At 57.7% G+C, this 25,474-nt stretch carries 20 protein-coding genes and 1 tRNA gene; 11 read left to right on the top strand and 10 right to left on the bottom strand.

Annotated features, from left to right (window positions below; genetic code table 11):
• Nucleotides 1-5: 5 nt before the first annotated feature.
• Genes H8790_RS02060 through H8790_RS02045 form a run of 4 tightly spaced genes read right to left on the bottom strand, consistent with a single transcriptional unit; the run spans nucleotide 6 to nucleotide 2,910 of the window.
• Complete coding sequence (locus H8790_RS02060) at nucleotides 6-1,046, bottom strand: ParB N-terminal domain-containing protein (protein WP_187333442.1); 1,041 nt, start codon at nucleotides 1,044-1,046, stop codon at nucleotides 6-8.
• Nucleotides 1,039-1,821 (bottom strand): ParA family protein, encoded by a 783-nt coding sequence (locus H8790_RS02055; protein WP_187333441.1) that lies wholly within the window; start codon nucleotides 1,819-1,821, stop codon nucleotides 1,039-1,041. The genes H8790_RS02060 and H8790_RS02055 overlap by 8 nt, the downstream gene beginning before the upstream one ends.
• On the bottom strand, nucleotides 1,803-2,378 hold the full coding sequence (locus H8790_RS02050) for a helix-turn-helix domain-containing protein (RefSeq protein WP_006354099.1): 576 nt from the start codon (nucleotides 2,376-2,378) through the stop codon (nucleotides 1,803-1,805). The genes H8790_RS02055 and H8790_RS02050 overlap by 19 nt, the downstream gene beginning before the upstream one ends.
• 1 nt (nucleotide 2,379) lies before the next feature.
• Nucleotides 2,380-2,910 (bottom strand): helix-turn-helix domain-containing protein, encoded by a 531-nt coding sequence (locus tag H8790_RS02045; RefSeq protein WP_025544194.1) that lies wholly within the window; start codon nucleotides 2,908-2,910, stop codon nucleotides 2,380-2,382.
• 286 nt (nucleotides 2,911-3,196) lie between these two features.
• Between H8790_RS02045 and H8790_RS02040 the strand changes: the two genes are divergently transcribed.
• The 10 genes from H8790_RS02040 to H8790_RS01995 all read left to right on the top strand — a co-directional run bounded on the left by H8790_RS02040 (nucleotide 3,197) and on the right by H8790_RS01995 (nucleotide 13,155).
• Nucleotides 3,197-3,324 (top strand) — tRNA-Ser (locus H8790_RS02040).
• A 197-nt stretch (nucleotides 3,325-3,521) separates the two neighbouring features.
• Nucleotides 3,522-4,439 (top strand): helix-turn-helix transcriptional regulator, encoded by a 918-nt coding sequence (locus H8790_RS02035; protein WP_187333440.1) that lies wholly within the window; start codon nucleotides 3,522-3,524, stop codon nucleotides 4,437-4,439.
• Between the two features lie 58 nt (nucleotides 4,440-4,497).
• Nucleotides 4,498-4,758 carry a zinc ribbon domain-containing protein gene (locus H8790_RS02030; protein ID WP_187333439.1) on the top strand — a complete coding sequence of 87 codons (261 nt, stop codon included), beginning with the start codon at nucleotides 4,498-4,500 and terminating at the stop codon, nucleotides 4,756-4,758.
• 31 nt (nucleotides 4,759-4,789) lie between these two features.
• Nucleotides 4,790-5,215 carry a DUF3788 domain-containing protein gene (locus tag H8790_RS02025; RefSeq protein ID WP_187333438.1) on the top strand — a complete coding sequence of 142 codons (426 nt, stop codon included), beginning with the start codon at nucleotides 4,790-4,792 and terminating at the stop codon, nucleotides 5,213-5,215.
• A 91-nt stretch (nucleotides 5,216-5,306) separates the two neighbouring features.
• Complete coding sequence (locus H8790_RS02020) at nucleotides 5,307-5,960, top strand: superoxide dismutase (RefSeq protein ID WP_187333437.1); 654 nt, start codon at nucleotides 5,307-5,309, stop codon at nucleotides 5,958-5,960.
• Between the two features lie 252 nt (nucleotides 5,961-6,212).
• The gene (locus tag H8790_RS02015; protein WP_187333436.1) at nucleotides 6,213-8,135 is read left to right on the top strand and encodes a site-specific DNA-methyltransferase; all 1,923 of its coding nucleotides are present in this window, start codon (nucleotides 6,213-6,215) and stop codon (nucleotides 8,133-8,135) included.
• Between the two features lie 12 nt (nucleotides 8,136-8,147).
• Nucleotides 8,148-10,760: a DEAD/DEAH box helicase family protein gene (locus tag H8790_RS02010; protein WP_187333435.1), complete on the top strand. Its 2,613-nt coding sequence runs from the start codon at nucleotides 8,148-8,150 to the stop codon at nucleotides 10,758-10,760.
• A gap of 363 nt (nucleotides 10,761-11,123) precedes the next feature.
• A complete protein-coding gene (locus tag H8790_RS02005; RefSeq protein ID WP_187333434.1) occupies nucleotides 11,124-11,762 on the top strand; it encodes a nucleotidyltransferase domain-containing protein in 639 nt (212 codons plus the stop codon).
• 40 nt (nucleotides 11,763-11,802) lie between these two features.
• Nucleotides 11,803-12,282: a VOC family protein gene (locus H8790_RS02000; RefSeq protein WP_187333433.1), complete on the top strand. Its 480-nt coding sequence runs from the start codon at nucleotides 11,803-11,805 to the stop codon at nucleotides 12,280-12,282.
• 3 nt (nucleotides 12,283-12,285) lie between these two features.
• Nucleotides 12,286-13,155, top strand: a complete 870-nt coding sequence (locus tag H8790_RS01995; protein WP_187333432.1) for an SPL family radical SAM protein — start codon at nucleotides 12,286-12,288, stop codon at nucleotides 13,153-13,155.
• Nucleotides 13,156-13,196: 41 nt separating this feature from the next.
• Here the strand turns inward: H8790_RS01995 and H8790_RS01990 are convergent, their stop codons facing one another.
• The 5 genes from H8790_RS01990 to H8790_RS01970 form a co-directional block, all read right to left on the bottom strand.
• Nucleotides 13,197-16,610 (bottom strand): sensor domain-containing diguanylate cyclase/phosphohydrolase, encoded by a 3,414-nt coding sequence (locus tag H8790_RS01990; protein ID WP_187333431.1) that lies wholly within the window; start codon nucleotides 16,608-16,610, stop codon nucleotides 13,197-13,199.
• Between the two features lie 198 nt (nucleotides 16,611-16,808).
• Complete coding sequence (locus H8790_RS01985; protein WP_187333430.1) at nucleotides 16,809-17,798, bottom strand: GGDEF domain-containing protein; 990 nt, start codon at nucleotides 17,796-17,798, stop codon at nucleotides 16,809-16,811.
• Nucleotides 17,799-17,880: 82 nt separating this feature from the next.
• Entirely contained in the window at nucleotides 17,881-18,564 is a 684-nt protein-coding gene (locus H8790_RS01980) for an HAD family hydrolase (RefSeq protein ID WP_187333429.1), read from the bottom strand.
• Between the two features lie 105 nt (nucleotides 18,565-18,669).
• Nucleotides 18,670-20,523: a CvpA family protein gene (locus H8790_RS01975; protein WP_187333428.1), complete on the bottom strand. Its 1,854-nt coding sequence runs from the start codon at nucleotides 20,521-20,523 to the stop codon at nucleotides 18,670-18,672.
• 176 nt (nucleotides 20,524-20,699) lie between these two features.
• Nucleotides 20,700-21,926 carry a cation:proton antiporter gene (locus H8790_RS01970; RefSeq protein ID WP_187333427.1) on the bottom strand — a complete coding sequence of 409 codons (1,227 nt, stop codon included), beginning with the start codon at nucleotides 21,924-21,926 and terminating at the stop codon, nucleotides 20,700-20,702.
• A gap of 141 nt (nucleotides 21,927-22,067) precedes the next feature.
• On the opposite strand from H8790_RS01970, the gene H8790_RS01965 reads away from it, so the two are divergent.
• A complete protein-coding gene (locus H8790_RS01965; protein WP_187333426.1) occupies nucleotides 22,068-22,967 on the top strand; it encodes a LysR family transcriptional regulator in 900 nt (299 codons plus the stop codon).
• 43 nt (nucleotides 22,968-23,010) lie between these two features.
• On the opposite strand, the gene H8790_RS01960 is transcribed toward H8790_RS01965, so the two are convergent.
• Nucleotides 23,011-25,449 (bottom strand): ATP-dependent Clp protease ATP-binding subunit, encoded by a 2,439-nt coding sequence (locus tag H8790_RS01960; protein WP_187333425.1) that lies wholly within the window; start codon nucleotides 25,447-25,449, stop codon nucleotides 23,011-23,013.
• Between the last annotated feature and the right edge of the window lie 25 nt (nucleotides 25,450-25,474).

Genomic DNA, 25,474 nt, shown 5'->3' with positions numbered 1-25,474 from the left:
GCCGGTTATCCGGCCTCTTGCTCGGACTCATGTCCTTTCTGAGCAAAGTAGAGGGCAAGCGCCTCGTCCACAATGCTGTCGAACTCTTTCTGGCTAATGCTGGCGGTAAAGTATTTCTTGTAAATCGCCGGTTTGACCTTGAACGCCGTAGCCGTGGATTTCTTGGGTTTCCGGTTAAACTCGCCGGACAAAATCTGTTCGGTACGCTCCGGGGTCAGCTTTCCGGTATATTCCCGCAGCAGGACAACCTTTCCCTCATTGACCTTGTACTCGCTTTCCGAAAGCACATCGTCAACCATCTGCTGTTCCTGCTCGGTCAGATAAGAGAGCTGCACAGCTACCACAATCGGGAACTCGGCATCATCAATTCGCCTTTTCAGCGGAGTAATCAACTCATTGATGCGGAGATAGTTTGCAACAGCACGGCCTTTCAGGTCATATTCTGCGCCCACAACATCACGGCTTTTCGACTTGTGGCACTCGATGCCACAAGTCCCGTTTTCCCTGATTTCATCAGGGTTTTCAAGCCGTTTCAACTCCTCGACAATATCGTTCCGGCGCCCCTGACAGATCATTTTGGAATAGCGCAGAGTCAGCACCGCCGCTTTTTCAGAGGGCAGCATTTCGGAGAAGGAGCGTTGCAGGACATTGGTTTCGATCACATAAATCCAAGCATCTTCATCGGAGAGATTTTCCTTGACGATACAGGGAAGTTCACGGTTTGCAATGGCTGCGGCGTTCTGCCGGTTATGACCGGCCAGCATTTCATACTCAAAGCCATCTTCATCCCGTTCGATCTTGCGGATGATGGCGGGATTCAGGACCCCATGTTCCGAAATGCTTTCTACCAGATCATTGAGCCGGTCGCCCTCATACAGCCGGAACGGATGGCCTCGGAAAGCACGAATGGCCTGCGGGGGAAGGGTGATGATGGTGTTCTTGGTCGGCAAGGATACGGAAGGGGTGGGTTCAATAGGTCTTTCTTCTGCGGCATCCAAGCCCAGAAGATCGTCAATGGACTTGATGCGCGGATTGATTTTAGGCATTTGCCAGCACCTCCTTTGCAAGTTCCAGATAGGCAAGAGAGGCGGGGTTTGCCTGCTCCAGTTCCATGACGCTCATTCCGTAGCTGTTTGCGTCCCCCACCTTGACCGTGTAGGGAATCTGACAGTTGAAGATGGGGAGCGATTGGAACGCCTTTGTGACCTGACCGTATGTACGGCGATACAGGTTCGTCCGCTTGTTGCATTTGGTGAACAGGATACCGCCGATCTCAATGCTGGGATTTAATTTCCGCTTGATTTTCTGGATGGTGTCCACCAACGCCTGTAAACCGGTCAGAGCGAACAGTTCCGGGTCAATCGGGATGATTACCTCGTCGGCAGCCGTTAAAGCGTTGATAGTCAACGAGCCGAGAGAGGGGTTGGTGTCCACGATAATGTAATCGTAGGACAGCCGCAGAGGGTTCAGCAGAGCGGCCAGGTAGTCATTGCTGTCCGGTGTCATCAGCAGATTTGCCTCCGCAACGGTGAGAGATCGGCTGGAAGGGATCAAGTCCACAGAGCCGATTTTCTGGATGAACTCGTTGGTATCCGGCAGAGATTCGTCCAGAAGCAGATTGGTGATAAGAGTCCCGGTATTATAGGGCGCCTGGGTCGGCAGGACACCGAAACTGGTGGTGAGGTTATACTGGGGGTCAAAGTCAACTACCAAGACCTTCTTGCCCATCTCGGCCAGCGCATAGGACAGATTTCGGACCGTGCTGGTCTTGGCTACCCCACCTTTCTGGTTGGCTACAACAATTATTTTCCCGCTTTCCATGATAGAAAACCTCCTATATTTTCGTGGAATTTTTGTGATTTCAAGCGTTTGTTCAAGTATGCGTCACTGGCCATAAAGTCGATCAGATTGACCTTCGGGATGATAAATGCCGGACCATGTGAAAGAGCTTTTAGCTTTTTCGTTCTGATCCATTTTGCGACCGTAGATGCCGTGGCGCCTGTTAATTCCGCGGCCTCTCTCGTGGAAACTATGTCGGGAATGTCCCGGAAACTCTCTATGTAGTATTTTCGCAGTTCCTCCGTTGTCACAGATTCGGGAAGCAGGGGCTTGACTGCGTATGTCCCGCTATATGAGCCGGGGGGAAGTTTGTATTTTTCGGGGTGGATTTCCCTGCGCTCAAGGTAGCGAACTATGTCTTTCATCTTTATGGTGTAATTCCGGGTCTTTTTCCCACTCTGTACGCAGGGAACCAGACCGGATTGCAGCAGATAACGAGCTGTGCGTTTGCTGATATGACAGATAATGCGGAATTGCTCTTTTTGGACTGTTTCTGGGTACTGATTCAGCAAATAGCGATACTTGGATACCTGTGCCACATCACTCGCCTCCTTTTTCCTGCCACAGACGCTCAAATGTATCCATCAATTCCTTTTGGAGAGGGGTCTTTCGGCGGATACGGCGGTAATATGGGCTTATCAGAAAGTCCAGCATAAAATCCTTTGGGACGGTGTACTGCTTTCCGGGCTGGAAAGCCTTCAGAATCCCTGTGCTGATCCACCGCACGATTGCCGAGGACGAAAAGCCTGTAATCTGCTGAATATCCTTTACGGAAAGCAGGTCTGAGTAGGGAGAGAGGTGTTCGTCATAGAATGTTCTCATAGCACAGATATAGGGACTGTCTGCTTCCTGTCTGCACTCACGCCGATAGAGATAGGCAAGAATGTCCGTCAGCTTGATTTTGTGGCTACGGATCAGGTGGTTTTGCTCAATGGTGTAGGGAATCTCACCTTGTTGCTCCAAATTGTAGGCGGTCTTGGGACAGATGTGGCAGATCTCGCATAGTTCCCGTTTGGTTACATAGGCGGGATACTTTGCGACGATGTCGGGGTAATACTTAGTCAAATCCATGTGCAGCACTCACTTTCTTGTTCATCTGTCATTGGTAGGTGAGGTACTTCACTGGTGTGTAAAATATTGGATTTTGAAGTGGGTTCAAATAAGATCAAGTTGTCTAATCAAAATGGTGATTTGCATTTTCGTGAAATGGTATGGGTGTGAATACCCCCAATCTGGCGTCCAGTTCTATCCTTGTTCTATCCTCCGGTCATAATTCGGGGCAAAAATGGGAAGAACTCGGAAAGCCCTGTGGGTTCAAATAAAAACGAAAAACGGAAGCCAAAATCCGCAGTATACCGCAGCTTTTGGGCTTCCGTTGTGTACTTCCATCTTCGCTTAATTTCCACCAAAAATCACAAGGGGGAAATGACTCGAAATCAGTTTGGGAGCAATCCCACGTGGGTTCGAATCCCACCCGCTGCGCCACGTCGGAGCAAACGTCGTTTCGTTTGCTCCGACTTTTTTTCAAAAGTCGGAGCGGCCCATTTTGTTGCTCCTTCTTTCCAAATCACACCCGCATTGCAGTTCGATTCCAATGCAAACGGGCACGGGTTGAAAACTTCTTTTAAGGCCCGGCCCTCCTGTGGTATACTGTAGCCATTTCGGACATTGGAGGGATTCTTGTGAAAAATGACCGGCTCTTCCAAATCCTATATCTGCTGCTGAACCAGGGCGCGCTGAGCGCACCGGAACTTGCCCGCGCGCTGGAGGTCTCCGTGCGCACGGTTTACCGGGACGTGGAGGCCCTCTCCATGGCGGGGGTGCCGGTGTACGCTTCCCCCGGCAAGGGCGGCGGCATCTCACTTCTGCCAGGGTATACGTTTGACAAGCGCCTCCTTTCCAACGAGGAACAGGACCAGCTCCTGTTTGCCGTCCAGAGCCTGCAGGCAGCGGATCAAACAGTGAACACGCTGTTGGACAAGTTGGGCTCCGCCTTCCAGTTGGGCTCCGCCTTCCAAAAGAGCAGTCAGAACTGGATTGAAGTGGACTTCTCCCGCTGGGGGCTGCGCCGGAAGGATACAGCCCGGTTTGAACTGCTGAAAAACGCCATATTGGGCAGGCGGGTGCTGGATCTGACCTATTGCGGCGCCTCCGGCCGGATCACCCGGCGCAGTGTCCATCCCCTGAGGCTGATCTACAAGGACAAGCACTGGTATTTGCAGGCTTTCTGTCTCCAAGCCGACGATTTCCGGCTGTTCAAGGTCGGGCGCATCCTGGAACTCACCCTTTCAGATGAGGTATTTGCCCACGAGTATACGCCCCCGCCTCTTGAGATGGAGCCATTGCCCGCTTCCTCCGTCCCTCTCAGGCTCCGCTTTTCTCAAAGTGTTGCCTTTCGGGTGTACGACGAGTTTGACCGGGAGAGCATTGAGGTCCATCCCGACGGCACTTTATTGGTGGATGTCAGTTATCCCCTTGACAGCTGGGTCGTGAGCTATCTCTTATCCTTTGGAACCGATGTGGATGTCCTGGAACCGCCGCGGCTGAGGGAGCAGCTGGCGGGCTACGCGGAAAAAATCGCCGCACACCATAAAACATGACAGACAGTTGTCAGCTTTCGCGTGATAGGATAGAGGCATCAAACGAAAGGAGAAAATTATGAATCAGAAATTTTGCCAGAGCTGCGGGATGCCCATGGAGGACGCGCTGTACGGCACGGAGGCCGACGGCGCAAAGAGCACGGAGTACTGCAAATACTGTTATGAGAACGGCCGCTTTACCTTTGAGGGCAGCATGGAGGAGATGATTGATATCTGCGTGCGGCCCATGCTGGAAAGCAATCCCGGCATGAGCGACCAGCAGGCCCGGCAGATGATGGGACAGTTTCTGCCCACCCTGAAGCGCTGGCAGGGCAGGTAAACCGCCTCCAAACAACGAACAGGAGTTGCACATGGATTGGAACACACTCTACCCCAAAAATGCTCAGCCGACCCTCGCGGAGTTCTCCGCCTATGTGGACAGCCCTCTGTGGGAGCAGCTGCACGGCCATCTGAAAACCACCTATGGAGTCGTCCCAAAGCTGGAGCACAGCGTCTGTTCCGGCGCTCCGGGATGGAACCTCAAATATAAGAAAGGAGGCCGCGCCCTCTGCACCCTCTACCCGGCACAGGGCCGCTTTACCTGCCTGGTTTCCATTGGGGGCAGGGAGGCCCCGGAGGCGGAGGAGCTGCTGTGCACCTGCACGGAGGATGTACGGACGCTCTATGAACAAGCCAAGCCCTTTCAGGGCGGGCGCTGGCTTATGATCGATGTCACCACTCCGGAGATTCTGGAGGACGTCATGGCCCTGATCGCCCTGCGCATGAAAAAGAGGTAGAGCACCTCCCCCATGCGGCACAGTGCACGCAAACAACCTCCTTTGGCATAGAATGAGGTGTCTGTGGCCCTTGTACCAAAGGAGGTGAACAATGGACCAGTACTATCCCTTTGAAGTAACCCCCCTTCCCTATAGCTATGACTCCATGCTGCCATGCTGTGACTCGAACAACCTTCACTTTCACCACGGTCAATTCTATGCCAATGAGGTCTACCGTCTCAACCGGCTGGTGGAGCGGCACCGCCTGACCCATCTCTCTTTGGTGGATCTGCTCACCCAGGACATCAACCTGCCCACCGCCCACGCGAACCGTGTGAGAGACGCGGCCGGCTCAGTTTACAACCATCAGCTTTATTTTGACGGATTGGGCGATGCGGGCTCGGCGTCTCCCACCGGGCGTTTGACCCAGCAGCTTGCCGACTCCTATGGTACCGTGCCGAATTTCGTACGGCTGCTGACCGAGGCGGCCCAGAGCATTCCCGGTGCCGGCTGGGTGTGGCTTGTGACCGAGTCCAACGGCAATCTGCACATCGCCATCACACGGGACAATGAGACCGTGGACCTTAATTTCATCAGCCCCATCTTTGTGCTGGATCTTTGGGAACACGCCTATCTCCCAGTCCATCAGTTCGATATTGCCCAGTATGTCCGCTCCTATCTCTCCCGTCTCAATTGGGAAAAGGCGGAGCAGCGCTATGCCCACGCACAGGAAAGAGGCCAGCCGCGGCAGAGCTTTTTCCACTAACCAACGGCTCCGGGGCCAATCCCCGGAGCCGTTTTGCGTCTTCCGTCCATCCGGCCCGGATAAGGTTTGAGTTGAAGCCCGGCCGATTTTGTAGTATAGTGAAGAGGAATATTTCCCGCTGCTTTTCCCACTGGGCATTTACGGCCGGATGCCAGCCGGTCAAGACACTGGCCAGGCGGGACGGACTTGACAGGGTATATTTAGAAGCAAAATTGGCAGAGGGTTCGGATAAGGAACCATGGAGGATTGTGCATGCTGAGTAAAGCGGAAAAGGATTACATAATCGACCTGATCGAATCCGGGGCGGAGATTCCCGAGGACTTCCGCTATAAGCTTTTTCCGGTGGAGCAAAAGGAGTACGAGCTGGCCTATGCCGGCAAAATGCGCAAGGAGGACCTGCTGGCAAATGACGACGGCTCCTTCCCTGTCCCGCTTCAGGTGGAAAAGGTCTTCAGCGCCCCCGGCCATCCCGAGCCCCGGGACGGCTGGAACAATCTGATCGTGTTCGGCGACAACCTCCAGCTTTTGAAGACCATCTACAAAAATGAGGACCCCCTCATCAAAGACAGGCTCAAGGGCCGGGTCAAGCTGATCTACATCGACCCGCCGTTTGCCACCTCTGACGACTTCCAAAGCCGGGATGGGGCCAAGGCCTATACGGACAAGAAAAAAGGGTCCGAGTTCATCGAATATATCCGCAAGCGCCTGATCCTGATGCGGGAGATTCTTTCAGACGAGGGCAGCATCTTCGTCCATCTGGACTGGAAAAAGGCGCACTACATCAAGGTCGTGTTGGATGAGGTGTTCGGCGAGGCCAACTTCGTCAACGAGATCGTATGGCACTATCCCGATAATTTCCAGGGCAATGTGCGGGGCTTTGCCAACAATCACAATGTGATCTTTTGGTATTCCAAAACCTCCCGCTACACCTCCAACAAGGTGATGATCCCCCTGGACAAGACCACCAAGCGGGATAAGCGCATCTGGTCCGCGGAGGAGAAAAAGCTGGTCTCCGCCCGGGACGATTCCGGGAAACTGATCTACGAGGACTTTTCGGAAAAGAAGGCCGATGACGTCTGGGACATCGGCCAGAGCTCCACCACCAAACAGAGCAGCTTGGAGTTCATCGACTACCCCACCCAGAAACCGGAGGAACTGCTGCGCCGCATCGTGCTGGCCGCCTCCAACGAAGGCGACATTGTGCTGGACTGCTTTGCCGGCTCAGGCACCTTGGCGGCGGTGGCGGAAAAGCTGAACCGCCGGTGGGTGCTGTGCGACATCGGCAAGCTCTCCCACTTCACCTGCCAGCGGCGGATCCTGGAGATCGGGAAGTCCAGGAGCCTGACCAGCCAGGCCAAGGTTACGCCGCCCTACAAGCATCCGGCCCGCAGCTTCCTCACCTGCTCCCTGGGTGCCTATGACCTGAAGGCGGCGCTGGACATGGAGTTCGGAAAGTACAAGGAATTTGTGTCAGGCCTTTTCAACATCGACTTGAAGCCCCACCGGATCGGCGGATATGCCTTTGACGGGAAAAAAGACGGCGACCCGGTAGTCATCTTTAATTATAGCCAGTACAGCGACGCCAACATCGACGACGCCTTCCTGGAAAATATCAGCAGCCACTTGGGCGGCAGGATGAGCGGAAGCCGGGTCTACATTGTCACCCCCTCCACCCACCTGGACTACATCACCGACTACGAGGAGCTGGACGGCATCCGGTACTACTTCCTCAAAATCCCCTACCAGACCATCCGGGAGCTGCACCAGAAGGAGTTCAGGAAGTTCCGCCAGCCCCGGTCCAAGACCGCCGTCAATGCCGTGGACGAGTCCATCGGCTTTTCCTTCAACCGCACGCCCTCCGTGGAGCGCGACATCGCGGTGACGGAGGACCAGATCACCATCGCCATCCGCTCCTTTGCCTCCGATGAGCCCCGCTCCGCCAAAACCGACGAGGAAAAGGCCCTCTCCGGCTTTGATCTGCTCTCGGCCGTGTTCATTGACAAGCACTATAACGGCAACGAGTTCATCATGACGGACTCCGTCTTCCCCGACGAGATGGAGCGCGGCGGCGATCAGCTGCTGATCCGCCTCAGCAGGTCCGGCGCCGGGGCACACATGATGATCGTTTACACGGATATCTTCGGCAACGATCTTTCCGAGAGCGTTGCGCTGTAAGGAAGGGACGCAATGAAAGAAGTGAAATCCTTTAAGCAGTCGGAGCTGGTCCTGCGGGTCCGCACCGTCTACGATACCACCAAGATAGACCTGGATGCCTGGCTCCCCTTCATCCGGCGGCTGTGCAGCAACCGCCCCTATCAGGAGGAGGCCATACGGCTGGCCATCCTCTATCTGGCCGCCGGCAACTACGGCTCCTTAAGTGATCTGGCCCGGGAGAACTTCCGCGCCAACACCTGCCTTCAGGAAAAGTATCTCTCCCTGGATGACTTCCTAAATTCGCTCCAGATGCGGGACAAGCTTTACGCCACCATCGACCTGGCCACGGGCACCGGAAAGTCCTATGTGATGTACGGGATCGCCCAGATCGCCCTGGGACTTGGGCTGGTGGACCGGGTGCTGGTGCTGTGCCCTTCCCTGACCATTGAGTCCGGGCTGAAGGAGAAGTTTGAATCCCTCAGCGGCGACGAAGGGCTCAAGGCATTGATCCCCGAGGAGGCTGTCATCAAAAACCCCAGCATCGTGTCGGCAAATGAGACCGTCAAAAAGGGGGCCCTCTGCGTGGAGAACATCCACGCGGTCTATGAGAACACCGGCTCCTCCATCCGCGACAGCTTTGCCGGAAAGGGCCGGCGCACCTTGGTCCTAAACGACGAGGCCCACCATCTCTTCAACAAGCCCTCCGGCAAGAGCGCGGAAACCACGGCCGTCAAAAAGTGGAAGGGGTTCCTGCTGGACCCTCAGTACGACTTCCGCTGCCTCCTCGGCTTCACCGGCACCGCTTACATCGACGACGAATACTTCCCCGACGTCATCTACCGCTACTCCCTGCGCCAGGCCATGGAAGACCGCGTCATCAAAAATGTGGACTATGTGAAGGAGGATGACAGCAAAGGGGACTACGAGCGGTTCCAGAAGATCTACCAGAACCACCGGGACAATGTCCAGCTCTACCCCCTGGTCAAGCCCATCTCCATCCTGGTGACACGGGACATCGCCCACGCCAAACGGCTTTACGAGGACTTTGTCACCTTCCTTGCCAAGCAGGAAAACCAGCCCAGGGAGGCGGAGGAGGGCAAGGTGCTGATCGTTACCTCCGCCCGGGAGCACAAGGCCAATGTGCAAAAGCTGAACTACGTGGACCAGCGCACGGACCAGACCGAGTGGATCATCTCCGTATCCATGCTGACCGAGGGCTGGGATGTGAAAAACGTCTTCCAGATCGTCCCCTGGGAGGACCGGGCCTTTAACTCCAGGCTCCTCATCGCCCAGGTGCTGGGCCGCGGCCTGCGGGTGCCTCCGGAGCAATTCCAGGCCTGGCCCAGGGTCATCGTCTTCAACCACAAGGCCTGGAGCGGCAAGATCAAAAAGCTGGTGAACGAGGTGCTGGAGGTGGAGGCCCGGGTCAGCAGCGACGTGCTGGCCTCCGGCGAGCGGAGCAAGTACCACTTCACCGTCCGGAACATCGACTACTCCACCGAGCAGGTCGAGGTGCCAAAAAAGAGCGAGTCGGACTCCGTGGATTTTACCCGGCTCCTGAGCGAAGGCATTGTCCTGGAGTCCCAGTCCGTGGTGGTGGAGAAGGGCACCACGTATGAGACCGTATACAGCGGCAGTTCCCATGAGCGCAACTATGCCATCCAGAGCGTCACCTGGACCATCGACGAGGTGGTGGACAAGCTTTACGATGAATTCAGGATGCGGGAGTGGGAGGGCAAGACGCTGCGTTTAGGCGACGAGGAATATACTCAAAACCACCTTCCGCCCCGGGAGGTCATAGAGCGGATCATCCGGCTTTCCATGGATAAGCGGGGCAACCAAGGCAATGTGTTGGTGGAGAAAAACGCCCATAAGATTCTCTCCGCCTTTACGCCGCTGCTGCGCAAGAAGTCAAAATCCGTGATCTCCAAGTCCGTGGCCGGCAGCATCCGGGACATCTCCACCACCAGCCTGCGCAAGCAGTCCACCAGCGTGGGCATGCTGCGCCAGGATAGGACCGTCTACCTGACAAACAACTGGGAAAATGAGATCACCGACGAGGAGCAGCGCGCTGTGATCGAAGAGGTCTTAGACGACGAGACCTTCCCCGTGTCCGCCTACCGCAGGGACATCGACTACTGCCTCTTCAAAACACCCGTCACCACCGTGCTGGCCTATTCCAAGCCGGAGCGGCAGTTTATAGACCGGCTGTTGAAGCGGGAAAACGCGGCCCTTCTCACCGCGTGGGTCAAGTCCCGGGACCGGAACTTCTATGAGATCGAGTACAGCTGCCGCTACGGCTCCGGGAAGTCCAAGACCAGGAAGTACTACCATGGCCAGTTCAACCCGGACTTCTTCCTGAAGGCGGAGCGGGACGGCATGACCTATTACCTGGTGGTGGAAACCAAAATGGACCGGGACGACAGTGCAGAGAACAAGGCCAAATACCGCTATGCCCTCCAGCACTTTGAGGAACTGAACCGGCGCATGGAGGAGATGGGAGAGCCGGAGCGCTATATTTTCCACTTCCTCTCCCCCAACGGATATGCCACCTTCTTCGACCACCTGCGCAGCGGCAGCCTTCTGGATGGCCGTTTCCGCTGTGAATTGGAGACCCTGCTGGAGGTCTCCGACGAATCGGACTGATCCAATTTTGTGGGTTTTTCTGCAGCTCTTCCGCCGCGCTGATCTGCGCCTTTACCAGGGAGGCAGCACAAGTGGCGGAATCGAGCGGCCGCAAGACGCCCAAGAAATCCGCGGTACTGCGAATGGCCGCCCAGGCGGCGGGTCCGAGGAGCCCATCCACTGGCATAAGCATTTGATAGCGTGCCTGGTACCCGCTTGGGGAAAGTGCTCTGCAGCCGCGTCATTTTCCCGGCAGCCTAACGGGAACCCTGCCCAGTAGGAGGCGGAGCACCTGGGGCCTCCTTCTGATGTATTGGAAAGAACGCGTCTCCTCTCGGCGGCGCGTTCTCTCTTTTTCCACTCTATTTTACAAAGGAGGTCCCTATGGAACAGTGGATCGACCAATACTGCATCGCCGTGAAAGGCGCATTTTCCCAGAGGATCGTCTGCGTCGGCCTCCAGGGCAGCCGGGGGCGGGGCGAGGCCACCGCGTCAAGCGACATCGACATGGTGCTGATTTTGGACCGCATGGATGCCGCGGACATGCTCCGCTACCGCAAGGCCGTGGCCGCACTCCCCCACCGGGAGCTGCTGTGCGGCTTTGTTGGAGGAAAGGAGGAGCTTCTTGGCTGGGAGGCCGGGGATCTCTGTTCCCTCTATCTGGACACCACTCCGCTCTTAGGGGATTTGGAGTTCCTCCGCAGCCGGATCGACGCCGACGCCCTGCAGCGCGGTGTCCTGTCCGGAGCCTGCACCATCTACCACGCCTGCGCCCACAACCTCATACATGAGCAGAGCACACAGGAGTTGGCTGCGTTGCAGAAATCCGCTTTTTTTACCCTCCGCCTCTGCCATTACCTGCGATCCGGGCATCCGGCCCGCCGCCGGAGTGAATTGCTGGCGCTGCTCCCACAAGAGGAGCGGCTATTGCTGGAGACCCCGCCGGACCGGCTGGAGGAGCTGTCCGCCAGGATGATCGCGTGGAGCGGCAGCCTGATTCGCTCCGCGGCCCAAATGCGGTAAAGACCGTACTGAAAATTTTGAGAGAAAGGAATGACATTCCATGAACTATCAATGCACCCTCCTTGCCGTGGAAGACCTGGAGCGCTCCAAGGAGTTTTACTGCGGCCTGTTGGGGATGACGGTCACCGCCGATTTCGGTGCCAATGTGACGCTTTCCGACTGCCTGGCCCTCCAGACAATGGATACGTGGCGTGAGTTCATCCAGGGCCGGGATGTCCGGACCGGGCACAACGCCGGAGAGCTCTATTTTGAAGAGGAGGAGTTCGACCGCTTTCTGCTCCGCCTCCAGTCCTATGCCGACTATGTGCATCCGCCCCACGAACACGCATGGGGCCAACGGGTGGTGCGCATCTATGACCCGGACCGGAACATTGTGGAGGTGGGAGAGCCCATATCCGCTGTGGCCCGCCGCTTTTTGGACTCCGGCATGAGCGCCGGCCAGATCGCAAAGCGGATGGACGTACCGATGGAGTACGTCCTCCACCTGATCGCGCCGCCCTCTGACCGCCAGGCGGAGTAGGCCATGCACGATCTCCAGGCCAAGGCCATCCTCTCTGCTGACAATGGGATGAATCTCTACCGGGGCTGTACCCACGGCTGCATCTACTGCGATTCCCGCAGCACATGCTACCAGATGGGCCACGGCTTTGAGGACGTGGCCGTGAAGCGCAACGCCCCGGAACTCCTGGAGGCTGCGCTGCGCCGCAAGCGCAGCCGCTGCATGATCGGCACCGGCGCCATGTCCGACCCCTATCTGCCGTTGGAGAAGACAGAGCGGCTGACCCGGCGCTGCCTGGAGCTGATCGACCGGTACGACTTCGGCGTCACGCTGCTCACCAAGTCGGACCTGGTCCTGCGGGACCTGGTCCTGCTGCGCAGCATCCAATCCAAGACGAAATGCGTGGTGCAGATGACGCTGACCACCTCTGATGAGTCACTGTGCCGCATGGTGGAGCCCCACGTGTGCACCACGGCCCGCCGGGTAGAGGTGCTGCTGCGGCTACGGGACGAGGGGATCCCCACAGTGGTCTGGCTCTGCCCCATCCTCCCTTTTTTAAACGATACGGAGGAGAATCTCCGTGGCCTCCTCTCCTGCTGCTTTGAGGCCCGGGTGGTGGGAATCGTGTGCTTCGGCATGGGCCTCACCCTGCGCTCCGGCAACCGGGAGTACTTTTACAGCCGGCTGGACGCCGATTTTCCCGGCCTGCGGCAGCGCTACGAACGCGCTTTCGGCGACAGCTATTTCTGCCCCAGCCCGCGCCACGGCTCCCTGATGCGCCTCTTTCACACCGAATGCGCCAAACGCGGCGTCCTCCACACACCGGAGAGCGTCTTTCAGTACCTCCGCCGGTTCGAGGACCGGCGGGATCAGTCCCAACTGCGGCTCTTTTGAATGGTCAAAAAAAAGAAGGAGGATTTTACCTCCTTCTTTTTTTATTTATCTTCCCATTCGCGCAGGCGGTCCAAAGCCCTCCTGCGCATCAGGAACACATAGAGAAGCTTGGATAAAAATGCCAACATATCAATCTGTTCCTGTGTCCAGAGCCGGTGGAGCACGCAGTCATCAAAGCCCACAAAGCCGCGGAACTTGCCGTCCTCAATGATGGCGCACTGCAGCATGGACAAGATGCCCTGGCTTTTCAGCTCATCCCGCTGACCTTCCGGCAGTTTTTTGATGTCCGGGCAGTAAAATATGCCGCCCTCGGTGAAGTTGTCCCGGTAGTCTGAATCCCCCTCCACATAGGGGTAGTTCTGAAGCTTCTCCTTCTCCGGCCGGATCCCCTCATTGCACCACTCGTAGGTATTGTTGCAGTGAAGCTCGTCGCCGCTGGTCTCAAAGATGTATACCCGGCTGACGTTGAAGGCCTTGCCCACGGTCGCCAGAATGGATTGAACCGCGTCGTCAAAATCTGCGGCGCTGTACAGCTTTTCAAAGGCACCTAAGATCAGATGATCCAGGTTGACGCCGGAGTACCCCTCCGAATCTATGCGGGTGCGGGCCACCAGCGGCTCGCAGGCGTCAGGCCACGTAGGCATGGAATCGCTGTAAACCTGCCAGCAGTTCTTCCCCGCGGCCTTTGCCCGGTAGAGCGCCTGGTCGGCATGGCCGAAGAGCGTGTCAAAGTCCTCACCATCCCCGGGAAAATAGGCGATTCCAATGCTGTAGGACAGCCGGACATCCTTGGTCTCCTCCCGCATCAGGGAGCGGATGGAGTCGATGATCTTCTGTGCCCGAACCTGGGCCACCTCCTTGGAGGGGATGGAGGGCATAAAAGCCAGGAACTCGTCACCGCCGATGCGGGAGAGCACATCTCCCTCCCGGAACAGCCCCGTGATGCGTTCAGCCATCCGGGCCAGCACCGCGTCGCCAAACATATGGCCAAACCGGTCGTTGATCTGTTTAAAATCGTCCACATCGATGATCAGCATGGCTGAGCTGTCCGTGGGTTCGCTGTGGTCAATGCTCCACTCCACCCGCTTGCGTCCGGCCTCCTTGTTATAGAGCTTGGTCAGCGTATCCCGCTCCGCCCGGTCCATCAGCTTTTGGGTGGCCCGCTTTTCATTGTCGATATCGGTTATGACGCCCACCACCTTCACCGGGTGGTGCTTGGCATCCAGCTGGGTGGTGGCCCGGACCCGGCACCAGCGGTACCGGCCGTTGGCCTCGGCAAAGCGCAACTCCGCCTGGATGTATCCCTCGCCGGCACAGGCCGCCTGAACCAAGGTGGAAATCTGCATGACGTCGTCCGGGTGGATGTGGGAGACAACCGGCAGCATCCGGCTGGCGTTCTCTGTGATGGGCTGGTAGCCAAATCGCTTCTCCCAGTTGGCCGAGACCATCATGCTGTCGGTGGCCACGTCCCATTCGAAGATGATGTCGTTGCTCTGGTTGAGAATGATCTCATGGCGATCCAGCGAGAGCCTCAGCTCCTCCTGATACTTCTTGGACTTTGTGATATCCAGCAAAATGGAGTAGAAGCACTCACTGCCATCCGCATCCACGGCAAGCAGGCAGTGGTCCAGTACCCAGATCAGCGCCCCGTCCTTTCGCACCAGCCTGTATTCGCCCTTATAGACCTTGCTGCTGTTGAGCTGTTCTTTCACCTGCGCGGCCATGGAGTCCCGGTCCGGTTCATACACCAACTCTATGTATCGGTTGTGGAAGCGCTCTGCAAGCTCCTGTTCCGTGTACCCCACCAGGTTCAAAAGGCCCTGGTTGAAGTAGCGTAACGTAAACCACTTGTCATTTTCACACTGATAGATACCCTCCAAGAGACAGTCGTAAATCTGGTTCTGTGTGAATTTCATCTGGGCGTAGTCGGCCTGAGTGTGCTCCGCCCTGCGCCAGATGATCAGCGCCTTGCGCTGGCGGGGGCTGTTCAAATCCACCCGGACCATCGTCGCCTCGTACCAGTCATAGGCCCCGGTGGCCCGGTTGAGCACCCGGTATCTTCTGGTCCGCTTCATTCTCCCCTCTGCAAAGAACTCCCGCCCGTAGGGCCCAAGGAGCTCCAGTACCATGTCCCGCTCCTCCGGATGCACAGCCGTCTGCGCAAAAGCGCGGATGGAGTCCTCGAACTGGGTACCGGAGCGCAGAGAAACAAAGCTGTCGTCCGAGAGATAGACCACATGGTAGACCCCTGTGTTGAAATCCACCTCCATCACTGTGGACCCGAGATACCGCAGCAGGGAAAAATACTTCAACTGCCCCTGCTCCAGCGTGTTGATCTCTGTGGTAAACTGCTCCCTCTCCGGTGAAGCCATCATGTCCTCCGAGGTCTCGGCAGGGCGGCCGTCGGCATACTCCCGGGAAAGCTGGGCAAAGGCGGCCTGGGCATTTTTAAAGCACTCCAGCAGGCGTGGCGAAAACGCGCCGCACTCCCCGTTGATAATCATGGTAAACGCCTGGGCCGGGGGAATGGCCTTTTTATAGACCCGATCCGTGGTGAGCGCGTCATAGCAGTCGGCAATGGCCACCACTTGGGCGCAGATTGGGATGTTGTCGCCCTTCAGCCCATCCGGATAGCCTCTGCCGTCCCATCGCTCATGATGATAGCGGCAGATGTTATAGGCATACCCGAGGTACTCCTTATCCTGCATCCGTTCCAGCCCGGCCAGGATTTCGCAGCCTTTGGTGGTGTGGGTTTTCATCACCTCAAACTCCTCCGGAGTCAGCCGGCCGGGTTTATTCAAAATGGAATCCGGTATGGCAATCTTGCCGATGTCATGCATGGAGGCCGCGTCGGCAATGATGGCAATTTCCCGGTCATGAAGGTCATATTCCTGATAGCTCCTGGCCACGTCCTCCAGCAGGATTTTGGTGAAGAGGCGAATCCGGCGGATGTGCTGCCCGGACTCCAGGCTGCGGGACTCGATGACAGAAGACATGGCGTCGATGAGCACGGAATTGGCCTGGCGCAGTCGGACGGACTGCTCTTCCACCAGCTCCTCTAACTGCAGCTTGTGGCGGCACAGCTCCACCACGTTGTTGACACGGCGCCGGACCACGTGGATCTCAAATGGTTTGCGGATGATGTCGGAAGCTCCCAAATCAAAGGAGCGTACCTCGCTTTCAGGCCGCTCCTCCGAGGTGATGACAACCACGGGAATCCGGGAGATCAAATCGCTGCGGTTCATCTCCTCCATCACCTGGTAGCCGTCCTTGATCGGCATCACAAGGTCCAGCAGGACCGCCGTGATCTGTTGCTGGTACTGCCGCAGAAACAGCAGTGCCCGTTCGCCATTTTCCGCCTCCAAAATATTATACTCATCCTCAAACATGCCGCGCAGAATCGCACGATTGATCTCCATATCGTCTACAATCAAAAGCGTGTCCCGTTTTGCCATTATCCATCCACCTCTTCTTCTCATTGCGGGAGCACTGTTTGCCCGGCATGTTTTCAGACCAATGATCTATTTCATTGTACCGCATCTTGCTGTAAAACACAATCGTCTCCAGCGATTTCCATACAGTCTTTTCCAGTTTCTTCACGCATTACACAAAAAAAGCCCGGCGCCGCAGCGCCGGGACGCAGGGTTCCCCGCTTATTTTCTGCCCTGACGCGGCTGCATGGGATAACAGTGATGCAGGAGGCTGCCTGACCAGAGATCCAGTGTCCGATAAAACACATCGGAGATCCGCTCGGCAATCCCTTCCGCCTGCGACGAATCCGAGTCGGAAACCATTACCAGAAACTGGCAGCTCGTATATTGGGTAAATACATCGCCGGACCGCAATGAGTTCTGAATGCTCTCCTGCAATACGTGCATCTGGGCCTCCCGCTGATGAAGGTCGGGAAATTCGCCCTTCCCGTCGGTGAGGGTGAAAAGCAAAATACACACAGGCATATTGACCCGCCGCATCCGGCGCTCCACAAACCGATAGATGCTTTTGAAGGTCTCATAGTCCTGGCAGTAGGCGCCGGGAATCATCTCCTGCTCAGACAACTCCTCCCGGATCCGCTCCATGTCAATGGCGATTCCCTTTTTGCTCATACCTTTATGCTCCTGTACAGAAAGAGTGGAAAACCGTTTTCTGGCCCGTTTCTTCTCCAGGAGGATTTGATCCGCCCGATCAAACAGCGTCTGGTAATCGTCCCCCTGCTCCGCCAGGGCCCCGGCCACAGTTACAGAGAGCTGGAACTCCTGGCCGTCCAGCTCCACAAACCGGAGCCGGTCCCGGATCTGAGCGCAGCGCTCCTCCACGAACCGCTCCTCCTGTGCAATGGGCATAAAGATCACAAACTCGTCTCCGCCCACGCGGCCCAATATATCGGTGCGAAACACCATGGACCTCAGCTTTGCAGCGATCTCCTCCAGCAGCCGGTCTCCCGTGATATGGCCGTACCGGTCGTTCACCTGCTTGAACCGATCCACATCCAGCACCAGCAAAACGCCGGCCTGGCGGTTGGACAATAGTTCATCCACGCATTCCTGGGTATATCCCCGGTTGCAGATTCCGGTCAGCCAGTCCAGGTGGGCCAGCTGCTCCAGGCGTTCATTCTCCTGTTTGAGTTTAGAAAGCTCCTGCTGCATACTGTCCTCCTTATCATCCGACTCTGTTCAGTTCCATTTTATTGCACGATTCGCCATTTGGCAAGAACCTCAAGAAAAAATCTCACATTTTGTTTTTCTCTTCCACCGATCCACACGGCCGGGTGAGCTCCAGGAAAAGTGACTGCGGATCGTCCACCAAAGCCGCTGGGTGCAGCGCCTCCAGCTCCGGCCGGTCCCGGAAGCCCCAGGACACCAGGATGCAGGGCAGCCCCGCGTTCCGCGCAGTCTGAAAGTCCACCTCCGAGTCCCCTACATACACCGTCCGATCCTTTGCGGCGCCCAGGGCCTTCATGGCCGCCTCCGCCATGTCCGGCGCCGGTTTGCGCCGCAGCCCCTCCTGCTGGCCCATGCAGACGGAAAGCCAGGGGAAAAACCGCCTGCCCAACTCCTCCACGGCCTCGTGGTCCTTGTTGGAGACCACCGCCATACGCAGCCCATGCCCCTTCAGCTGTTGCAGCAGCTCCTCCACCCCGGGATAGGGCCGGGTCTTCTGCTCACAGTGGGCCGTATAATAGACGCGGAACTCCTCAAACATCTCCTCGAACCCGGGATGCTCCATCCCACCGGGCACGGAAAGCTCCATCAATCGCCGCAGGCCGTTTCCCAGGAAGGACCGAAGCTCCCGCTCCTCCCAGGTGGGGCATCCATGGCGCTCCAGGATGAAGTTGACGCTGTCCTTCAAATCATCCAAAGTATTTAATAGTGTGCCGTCCAGGTCAAACAGCACAGTGTCGTATGCTCTCATAGGTTCCTCCCCTTTTTCGGCTTCTTTTATCCTACCATCGTCCCGCCGGCAGTGCAAGCCCTGCTGATAGAAAAGGCGCCGCCCGAAGGCGGCGTCTTTTTTAGATCAGGCGGCAGGCACATCCCCTCCGGCTTCAGCCGGAGTCTGGCCGGAATCACCGGATGGACCGCTGCTCTCGGGGTTCAGATAGGTTGCCCGGTAGATGGTGTAGATGGGCTCCTTTTCCAGGTTTGTAAACCGCTCAGGCTCCTGGAGGCGGTCATAGCCCAGCATCACCCAGTCTCCCACCTCCAAAAGGGCGGCGTGAGGGGCGTCTGCGGCGCTGATCCGGTAGTAGACCTGCCCCTGCTCCTCATAAGTCCCGGCGCCCAGGAAGTAGTTGGTGCTGCCGTCGATGACCGCGGTGCGGATGTCGGTGATCTCAAACTCCGCCGGACCCATGTCCTCTTCCCCTCCGGAAATCGTGGCGTCCTCTTTTTCAATGAGGTTGTTGTTCGCCAGCATCTGGCGGTAGTTGATCTCGCAGTCTGCCACCGTCTGCCCCGTGGCCACGATCTGATACTGCTCCACGTTGACCATGGCGTACATCTTCACGAGGCCCGCCGCATCCTTGAGCGCCATGAAATAGGTGGGCTGGTCGGCGATGTTCAGCAGCAGCGGGAACGTGGCGATATAGGACATCTGCTGGACCTGGCCCTCGGCGGAACGCATGGCGGATTCTTCGGTGGCGCCTGCCACAGAGTAAAAGCTCGTCTCCTTGGTCCGCTGGTTGCTCAGCAAAAAGCCGATGTTGGACTGATCCGAGGTGACGCTCGTCACGCCGGTGTACATATAGACGTCATCGCCGATGGCAATATAGTTGTAACCGTCTGTGGTGATGGTGACGTCCCGCTGGCCGAAGATGGAGTTGAAAAAGCCATTGTGGTACTGGCCGTAGTAGTCGTACTGCTGCATGATGAGCTCGGCCACATAGACCTGATCCACCCAGGAGGGAACCTCTTCATAATACTGGCTCTCCCCGGTGACCGCATTGACCAGCACGGCGCCCTTGATGTCCGTCCCGCCGAACAGCCCGATGCTCTTCACCATCCGGGGGCAGACCCACCAGGGCATCCCCTCCTCGTCGATTTCAAAGACCGGCTCGGCAAACATGAACGTAGGGTAGCCGAAACGCAGATGGCGGTACAAGTTGCGGCCCAGGTGCTCGGCCGTGGTGTATTTCATGCCCTCCTTCAGGCGCACCACCTCCACGTCCTGGCTCACCATATCCACGATCAGATAGGCGGGCAGCCCCTCGGACCGGTTGGTAAACCACTTGATGAGGTCTGCATACCCCAGGGAAGTCACACGGACGGGGCGGCCCTGGTAGTTGATCTGGGTGTAGTTGGGCAGCACCTCGAACTGGGAGACCATGTCGGCCAGCTCGCCCAACTTACGCGCACCCAGGCGGGCTGCGGAATCCCGGTCCACCATGGGGATCTGCCCATAGGAGATCTCGTCCACCTCCGCGGCAAAATCCCCGGTTTTAATCGGCAGCAGCTCACTGTAGCTGGCCGCGCGGAACACCACCCAGGAGGTCAGCGCGCCCACGGCAATGGTGGCCACCATGACAATGAGCACCAAAAAGGGTATGGTGCACTGTTTTTTGACAAAGCCAAAGTAGCCCTTTACCCCCTCTCCCTGGAAGCCGGAGGTAAAGAGGGCGCAGCCCACATACACCGCGCACAGCAGAAGCACGAACGTGTAAAACTCCTCCGCGTGGAGGTTCAGGGCCGGCAGGCGCAGGTAAAAATAGGCCGCCCCCACCACCAGGGTCACCACAATGTTGATGAGCACGCGGGTGGCCTTGTTGCCGATGGCCTTGCGGGGTTTGCGCTCTCTGGGCGGCGGCGGGGTAAAGCCCTGGCCGTCCGGGCCAAACCCACCATTCATATTGCCGAAATGAAAGTCAAAAGGCATTATTTTATTCCTTTCTATCTGGTTTTTTCAGTCAGGTATTGGTGAGTAGTATACGCTAATTTCCCCAAAAACACAAGGCATTTGCATTAACCTGAATCTCATTTTAATAGCAGGGTCGAAAAAGGCGCGAAATGCCGCCGGAAAGAATATCTCCGGCGGCTTCGCTTTTCACTTTTTCATACTGCTTTTTTTAGGTTGGCCTCTTTCTCTCCCTGGGCCTGAATGGCTCCGGAGCGGAACAGCGCCAGCTTGGCGCAGCCCGGCCCGATGAGCTCATAGAGTACCGAGGAGGCCAAAATTACGGTCAGCAGCAAATCGCCGATTCCCTCCGGCAGCACCCGCTTACCCAAAAAGGCAAGGCCGATGGCAACGCCGGCCTGGGGGATCAGTGCAAACCCCAGCCAGTCCCGGGTGCGGCGGTCTGTGCCGATGCAGCGGCATCCCAGATAAGCGCCCAGGTACTTCCCAAGGATGCGGATGACAAAGTAACCCACTCCCGCAAGGCCCACGGTCTTCAGCGCCATGACATCCAAGTTCATGCCGGAGACGATGAAAAACAAGCTAAGTACCGGAGGCGTAAATTCATCCACCTGGGCATAGAGGTCATGCTCTCCGGTGCGGTTGATATAGACCGCACTGCACACCATGCACGCCAGCAGCGGGGATACGTCGATCAGCGCACACACCCCGCACAGCGTCAAAAGCACCGCAATGGTCAAAATCAGGCGGTTCCCGCGGCTGCGCTTGGAGGTCAGAAGCACCGTCAGCAAAACCCCCAGCGCGGCGCCCATAGCCAGGGCCGCCACGTTCCACAAAATAGGCAGCAGCGCCGAGCGCAGGGAAATCCCCGCGCCGCCCATGGCATCCACCGCAGCGGAAGCGGCGCTGAAGGTCAAAAGGCACACGCCGTCGTCCAGGGCCACCACAGCCAGCAGCAGGTTGACAAAGGGCCCGTCGGCCCGGTATTGGCGGATGGTCATCAGGGTGCTGGCCGGCGCCGTGGCCGTGGCAATGGCGCCCAGCAGCAGGGAAAGCGCCATATCCTGATGGAACACGAAACGCATGGCCAGCGCCACCATTGCTCCGGGCAGCAAGGACTCCAGAAGCGTTACCAGGATCAGCCCCTTTCCCATGTCACACAGCGTCTCCCGGCGGAAGTACTGTCCCACTCCAAAGGCAATGAACGCCAGCGCCACGTCACTGACGAAGTCCATACGTTCAATGATCTCCGGCGGCACCAGGCCCAACAGATCCGGTCCAATGAGAATGCCCGCCAGAATATAGCCGGTCACGTCCGGCAGCTTCAATCTCTTGGTCAGTCGGGTCAAAACAAAGCCGGAGAGCAGAATGAGGGCCAGGCTCAGCAAAATGTCAGCCGGCTGCCGCATCACGATGTTTCCCATTTCTACTCCTCCTTGATCGCAGATTGATTTTTGTTCTGCGTTGTAGTATGATCTGTATACTCCAATATAGCTGCAATCACCTACAAGTCAAATTATAAAATATTCAGCTTCCATAAATTTTACTAATAAGGAGTGAGCCGCATGATTGACACCAAGCTTTACACGCTGCTGCGCGTATGCGAAACCGGCAGCTTTACCAAGGCCGCCGAGCAGCTGTCCCTGACCCAGCCTGCCGTCAGCCAGCACATCCGCCAGCTGGAACAGGAATTGGGCGTAAAGCTGTTTCATCGGGGCGGCGGCTCACTAAAATTGACAGCTGAGGGTGAAATAGCCACCCGTTATGCAAAGCGGATGATCGCCCTGGTCCATAACCTGCAGCGGGATATTCAGGACGAAAAGCAGCAGTTGACCCGGATTGTGGTGGGCCTGACCCACACCTCGGAGAGCAATCCGGTGGCCGAAGCGCTGGCCAGATATTGCAGCGAAAACCATGATGTAAAAATAATGCTTATTACTGATACCATAAAAAATCTTTATGCAAAACTGCGCACTTATGAGATTGACCTGGCCATTGTGGAGGGCCCGCTGACGGAACCTGGCTACAATTCCCTGCTGCTGGATACAGACAGCCTGGTGCTGATCGTGCCCAACAACCACTCGCTGGCCAAGCAGGGGATCGTGACTGTTGAGGAGTTGAAAAACCAGCGGATGATCCTGCGGCTGCCCAGCTCCGGCACGCAGAACCTCTTCCTCTCCCACCTGGAGAGCCGGGGCATTTCCATCGAGGAGTTCAACGTAGTGTTGGAAGTGGATAACATCGCCACCATCAAGGACTTGATCCGGCGTGGCTACGGTGTGTCCATCCTGGCCAAGAGCGCGTGCCTTGACGAGCTCAAAAAAGGAAAGCTCACCGCGCTGCCGGTGGAGAATTTGAGCATGATGCGGGAGATCAACATGGTCTACCACACAGACTTCGGCCATGACGACATCCTGCGGGACATCTCCCGCATGTACAACGACGTGGCCCGCCTCTATCTATAGTAAAAAAGCGCCGCCGGAGATTCTCCAGCGGCGCCTTTGCGTCTTATTTGCTGATGCACAGCTTGTTGTCTTCCACACTGAGGCGGGCGGTGTCGCCCTCCTTGAGGGTGCCCTCCAGCATCTGCTCGGCCACGGCGTCCTCCACCTTGCTCTGGATGCACCGGCGCAGGGGACGGGCTCCATAGATGGGGTCGAACCCCTCTTTGGCCAGCTCGGCGATGGCCTTGTCGTCGGCCTCCAGGCGGATGCCCATGGCCTCCATCCGCTTTGCCGTACTCTTGAGCATGCGGCGGGCGACCTCGGCGATGTCCTCCTGGCTCAGGCGGCGGAACACAATGGTCTCGTCGATACGGTTGAGGAACTCCGGCCGGAAGGTGCGGCGCAGCTCCTCCATCACGGCAGCCTTGACAGCCTCGAACTTTTTCTCCTCCCCGGCGTCCTTCTCCGGCGCAAAGCCCAGCCTGCCGGAATCGGCGTTGGTGATGGCCTTGGCGCCCACGTTTGAGGTCATGACGATCACCGTGTTCTTGAAATCCACGGTCCGGCCCTGGGAGTCGGTGATGCGGCCGTCCTCCAGGATTTGGAGCAGGATGTTCCACACATCCTCATGGGCCTTTTCGATCTCGTCGAAGAGCACCACGGAATAGGGCTTCCTGCGCACCTTCTCCGTCAGCTGGCCGCCCTCCTCATATCCCACATAGCCGGGAGGGGAGCCCACCAGGCGGGAGACGGTGTGCTTTTCCATATACTCGGACATATCGATGCGGATCATGGCCTTCTCGTCGCCGAACATGGCCTCGGCCAGGGTCTTGCAGAGCTCTGTCTTGCCCACGCCGGTGGGGCCCAGGAAGAGGAAGGATCCAATGGGGCGCTTGGGGTCCTTCAGGCCCACACGGCCCCGGCGGATGGCCCGGGCCACGGCCCGTACCGCCTCGTCCTGGCCCACCACCCGCTGGTGGAGTGTCTCCTCCATCTTGAGGAGCCGCTCCCCCTCGTCCTCCGTGAGGCGGGTTACCGGCACGCCGGTCCACTTGGACACAACGGCGGCAATATCCTCCTCGGTGACGGGGCGGCTGGTGTGCTGGCGGCGCTGCTTGTCCCGCTCGATCTCCATCTGCTCCTTGTAATCCTTTTCAATATCCCGCAGCTGGGCGGCCTTTTCAAAGTCCTGGGAGGTGACGGCCTCCTGCTTTTCCCGCTGGAGAACCGCCAGCTTCTCCTCCAGGGCCTTCAGGTCCGGAGAGACCTCCTCGCCCTTCATCCGCACCTGGGAGGCGGCCTCGTCCATCAGGTCGATGGCCTTGTCCGGCAGAAAGCGGTCGTTGATATACCGGGCGGACAGGCGGACCGCGGCCTCCAGCGCCTCGTCGGTGATGGTCAGCTTGTGATGCGCCTCATACTTGTCCCGCAGCCCCTTGAGGATTTCAATACTGGCCTCCTGGCTCGGCTCGCCCACCTGGACGGGCTGGAAGCGGCGCTCCAGGGCAGCGTCTTTTTCAATGTATTTGCGGTACTCGTTCAGCGTGGTGGCGCCGATGACCCGGATTTCACCACGGCCAAGGGCAGGCTTGATGATGTTGGCGGCGTCCACGGCTCCCTCGGCGGAGCCAGCGCCCACAATGGTGTGCAGCTCGTCGATGAACAAAATCACGTCTCCGGAGCGCTTCACCTCGTTGAGGGTGTTTTTGATACGCTCTTCAAACTCACCGCGGTATTTGGTGCCGGCCACCATGCCGGAGAGGTCCAGGGAGAGGATTTTTTTATCCAACAGCTCCTCCGGCACATCGCCCACCACGATCTTCTGGGCCAGGCCCTCGGCGATGGCCGTCTTGCCCACGCCGGGTTCCCCGATGAGCACCGGGTTGTTCTTGGTGCGGCGGGAGAGGATCTGGATCACCCGCTGGATCTCATCGTCCCGGCCGATGACCGGGTCCAACTTGCCCTCCCTGGCTGCTGCGGTCAAATCCCGGGTGAATTCCTTCAGCGTCTTGCTCTTGCCGTCGTCCTTGGTCCGGCTGTCGGCGGGGGGCTGCTGGCTGCGGGGCGCTTCATTCAGCTTCTGCATCACAGCGGAGTAGAGCTTCCGGGGATCCACGCCCGCGGTGCGCAGGATGCGGACCGCCATGTTGCTGCCCTCACGCAGCAATCCCAGCAACAGATGCTCCGTGCCCACATATCCGAATCCGCCCCGCATGGACTCCTCCACAGCGATTTCCACCGCCCGCTTTGCCCGGGGAGTCAGGCCCTGGGCCGGGTCGCTGCCGGGCAGGCCGGCTCCCACGCTCTTGCGGATCAGGTCGCGGACCATGTCCGCGGTCAATCCGGCGTCGGTGAGGCAGCGGTAGGCGATGCCCTCCTCCTCCCGGATCAGGCCTAACAGCAGATGCTCGCTGCCCACATAGCCGTGGCCCAGTTCGCCCGCTGCCTCCTGGGCATAGCGCAGGGCGTTTTCCGCCCGGGGGGTAAATTTATTTTCATTCATTCCGATTCACTCCTTTTTGGAAAGG

The organism is Oscillibacter hominis, assembly GCF_014334055.1.
Taxonomy (GTDB): domain Bacteria; phylum Bacillota; class Clostridia; order Oscillospirales; family Oscillospiraceae; genus Oscillibacter; species Oscillibacter hominis.
The sequence above is the reverse complement of the archived record's forward strand: the minus strand, read 5'-3'. Positions and strand labels throughout refer to the sequence as shown.

Excerpts from the sequence above, each read along its gene's own strand:
- H8790_RS02060 (WP_187333442.1), bottom strand. The coding sequence starts at position 1,046 with ATGCCTAAAATCAATCCGCGCATCAAGTCCATTGACGATCTTCTGGGC.
- H8790_RS02055 (WP_187333441.1), bottom strand. The coding sequence starts at position 1,821 with ATGGAAAGCGGGAAAATAATTGTTGTAGCCAACCAGAAAGGTGGGGTA.
- H8790_RS02045 (WP_025544194.1), bottom strand. The coding sequence starts at position 2,910 with ATGGATTTGACTAAGTATTACCCCGACATCGTCGCAAAGTATCCCGCC.
- H8790_RS02030 (WP_187333439.1), top strand. The coding sequence starts at position 4,498 with ATGAATCAGAAATTTTGCCAGAGCTGCGGGATGCCCATGGAGGACGCG.
- H8790_RS02025 (WP_187333438.1), top strand. The coding sequence starts at position 4,790 with ATGGATTGGAACACACTCTACCCCAAAAATGCTCAGCCGACCCTCGCG.
- H8790_RS02020 (WP_187333437.1), top strand. The coding sequence starts at position 5,307 with ATGGACCAGTACTATCCCTTTGAAGTAACCCCCCTTCCCTATAGCTAT.
- H8790_RS02015 (WP_187333436.1), top strand. The coding sequence starts at position 6,213 with ATGCTGAGTAAAGCGGAAAAGGATTACATAATCGACCTGATCGAATCC.
- H8790_RS02010 (WP_187333435.1), top strand. The coding sequence starts at position 8,148 with ATGAAAGAAGTGAAATCCTTTAAGCAGTCGGAGCTGGTCCTGCGGGTC.
- H8790_RS02005 (WP_187333434.1), top strand. The coding sequence starts at position 11,124 with ATGGAACAGTGGATCGACCAATACTGCATCGCCGTGAAAGGCGCATTT.
- H8790_RS02000 (WP_187333433.1), top strand. The coding sequence starts at position 11,803 with ATGAACTATCAATGCACCCTCCTTGCCGTGGAAGACCTGGAGCGCTCC.
- H8790_RS01995 (WP_187333432.1), top strand. The coding sequence starts at position 12,286 with ATGCACGATCTCCAGGCCAAGGCCATCCTCTCTGCTGACAATGGGATG.
- H8790_RS01990 (WP_187333431.1), bottom strand. The coding sequence starts at position 16,610 with ATGGCAAAACGGGACACGCTTTTGATTGTAGACGATATGGAGATCAAT.
- H8790_RS01985 (WP_187333430.1), bottom strand. The coding sequence starts at position 17,798 with ATGCAGCAGGAGCTTTCTAAACTCAAACAGGAGAATGAACGCCTGGAG.
- H8790_RS01980 (WP_187333429.1), bottom strand. The coding sequence starts at position 18,564 with ATGAGAGCATACGACACTGTGCTGTTTGACCTGGACGGCACACTATTA.
- H8790_RS01975 (WP_187333428.1), bottom strand. The coding sequence starts at position 20,523 with ATGCCTTTTGACTTTCATTTCGGCAATATGAATGGTGGGTTTGGCCCG.
- H8790_RS01970 (WP_187333427.1), bottom strand. The coding sequence starts at position 21,926 with ATGGGAAACATCGTGATGCGGCAGCCGGCTGACATTTTGCTGAGCCTG.
- H8790_RS01965 (WP_187333426.1), top strand. The coding sequence starts at position 22,068 with ATGATTGACACCAAGCTTTACACGCTGCTGCGCGTATGCGAAACCGGC.
- H8790_RS01960 (WP_187333425.1), bottom strand. The coding sequence starts at position 25,449 with ATGAATGAAAATAAATTTACCCCCCGGGCGGAAAACGCCCTGCGCTAT.